This is a genomic window from Mesorhizobium sp. M4B.F.Ca.ET.089.01.1.1, assembly GCF_004022605.1.
Lineage (GTDB): Bacteria > Pseudomonadota > Alphaproteobacteria > Rhizobiales > Rhizobiaceae > Mesorhizobium > Mesorhizobium abyssinicae.
This window is the reverse complement of sequence record NZ_RZOS01000702.1, coordinates 1-2,002: the sequence shown is the minus strand read 5'-3', so window position 1 is coordinate 2,002 and position 2,002 is coordinate 1. Positions and strand designations below refer to the sequence as shown.

Genomic DNA, 2,002 nt, shown 5'->3' with positions numbered 1-2,002 from the left:
GGCCAGGGGCGTGTCCGGCGCGCAGGTGGCGCTCGCTTGGCTGCTCGGCCGGCCGGCGGTGTCGTCGCTGGTGATCGGCGCCCGCAGCGAGGCGCAGCTCAAGGACAACATCGCCGCCGCCAGCCTGACGCTGTCCTTCGATGAGCGGGCGCGGCTCGACGCCGTCAGCCGGCCGCCGGTTCTCTACCCCTATTGGCACCAGCAGCTGACGGCCAAGGGCCGCTTCGGGCCTGCCGACCTGGTGCTCGACCGCAGCGACGTCTGATCGCCGGAAGGGTCAGCCGGTTATGAAACGCCAGACCTCGGGATCCGGTTTGACCTGGCCGCTGAGCACGAAATATTTGTAGAGGACGAGCAGCGAGATCGCCTGCTCGTCCCGCTCGTTGCGGAACTTCTGGCAATAGGCATTGGCGGCGGCGACGATGCGTTCGGCCTCGGCCGGGTGCTTTTCGAAATAGGCCACCCGGTCGGCGAGATCGGAGAAGTCGGGGGCCAGCGGCACATAGTGGACATCGGCCCTGACCTCGCTTTCGGCGAACCAGGTCTCGTAGGTCGGCGGCGGCATCAGGCAGAGCGAGTTCGAGCTCATGATCCATTTGAGGTTGGTCGCGACATCGTTGCCTTCGAGCGAGACGATGTAGCGGTAGCGCCGCTGCTCATCGATGGTGAGATAGGGTTTTTGGTATTCGGCCTTGGCCTCCTTCTTCGGCGTCCCGACATCGCAGATCGGCAAGTCGCGCACGGCATCGAGGAACCGCGTGCGGATCGGGTTGTTGAGATCGCCGCGCCAGACCACGAGCGGACGCTTGTCGGCGAAGGGCTGCCGGTCGGCCGGCAGCTGGAAGTGGCGGAACTTGTCCAGCTTCATCAGCACGGCATTGCCGTTGCCGTCCGTGAGCGGCCGGTCCTTGACGATCGCCGGCATCTTTGGGACGTCGATGACATCACCGAATTCGAGATCGATGAGCAGCGCCGGATCGAAATAGCGGGCAAATTCCTTGAGGTCGTAATAATACATGCTCGGAGAAAACGGCATGCGACTGACCGGCACCGCGGCCGGGCTCGGCGCGAAGGGCCGCTCCAGCCTGTTGTAGTAGTTCACCCGCTCGCGGACCGAGCCGTCCGACCGCCGTGTCTGCTCCAGCCATCCCGCCAGCCGGCGACGGAACAGCGCCTGCGGAGCGAGGTCGCGCGCGAAGTTGCGCGCGTAGTAAAACACCTTGGCGGCGGTTCGGAGAGGCGTGGCCATCGGTCCGTCGTTTCAATCAGCCTGGCGCTGGCGCGCAGATTTCTCCTACACCATTGTGCCGCCTGTCTTGCAAGCCCCGAACCGAGGGCGGGATCATTGTCCGCCTATTCTTGCTTCAGCCGTTGTGTTTGCGCTCCAATGCTCCTAGGCAGGACGTCAAGTCCCGCAGTTGAAAGGAAGCGATATGGCGCGAGCACCGAACTACGGTCAGGAACGCAAGGAGCGCGATCGCCAGAAGGCCGCCAAGAAGGCCGAGAAGCTGGCGGCCAAGGTCGCCGCCAAGGAGCGTTCGAAGCCCGCGGACAAGACGGAAGCGGAAACGGCCAAGTAATCTTGAAGTCTGCAGGCCGCGTCGCTTATGCGGAGGCCTTGTCGCTGACGAAGACGTTCACTTCGCGGGCGGCCGCGATGAAGGCGCGCCTCGCATTCATCGCCGGCTTGTCGCCGGCCAGAGCGTCGTGACAGGCCTGCAGCGCTTCGCGGTGTTTGGCACTGCGCTTGCCGGGCCAGCTGTTGAGCAGATAGTCAGAAGCCTCGCGCGCGGTGCGCAAGAGCTGATTGGTTCCCGCCGTGGCCGACTTGACGGTCACGGGTATTTCAAACCGGTTGTTTTCCATCGCCGCTCTTACGCCATCGGCGCACGCGAAGCGAGAGCCAAAGCGAACTGAATCGCGATCAGGCGGCGACGACGGCGAAGCCCCTGGCGCGCAGGCCGCGCCGGTCGTCGCGCAGCGATGTCACCAGCCGGTCGCG

4 protein-coding genes are annotated in these 2,002 nt (G+C 64.8%); 2 read left to right on the top strand and 2 right to left on the bottom strand.

Translation table 11 applies throughout. The features are described 5' to 3' along the window. A partial coding sequence (locus tag EN780_RS32915; RefSeq protein ID WP_133372834.1) for an aldo/keto reductase occupies window positions 1-265 on the top strand: 265 nt, incomplete at its 5' end. 12 nt (window positions 266-277) lie between these two features. On the opposite strand, the gene EN780_RS32910 is transcribed toward EN780_RS32915, so the two are convergent. Continuing rightward, the gene (locus EN780_RS32910) at window positions 278-1,249 is read right to left on the bottom strand and encodes a glycosyl transferase family 90 (protein WP_128276351.1); all 972 of its coding nucleotides are present in this window, start codon (window positions 1,247-1,249) and stop codon (window positions 278-280) included. A gap of 184 nt (window positions 1,250-1,433) precedes the next feature. On the opposite strand from EN780_RS32910, the gene EN780_RS32905 reads away from it, so the two are divergent. Next, window positions 1,434-1,580 carry a hypothetical protein gene (locus EN780_RS32905; RefSeq protein WP_127284226.1) on the top strand — a complete coding sequence of 49 codons (147 nt, stop codon included), beginning with the start codon at window positions 1,434-1,436 and terminating at the stop codon, window positions 1,578-1,580. 25 nt (window positions 1,581-1,605) lie between these two features. Here EN780_RS32905 and EN780_RS32900 read toward each other — a convergent pair whose 3' ends face one another. Then, on the bottom strand, window positions 1,606-1,866 hold the full coding sequence (locus EN780_RS32900; protein ID WP_127393078.1) for a DUF982 domain-containing protein: 261 nt from the start codon (window positions 1,864-1,866) through the stop codon (window positions 1,606-1,608). Window positions 1,867-2,002: the final 136 nt, after the last annotated feature.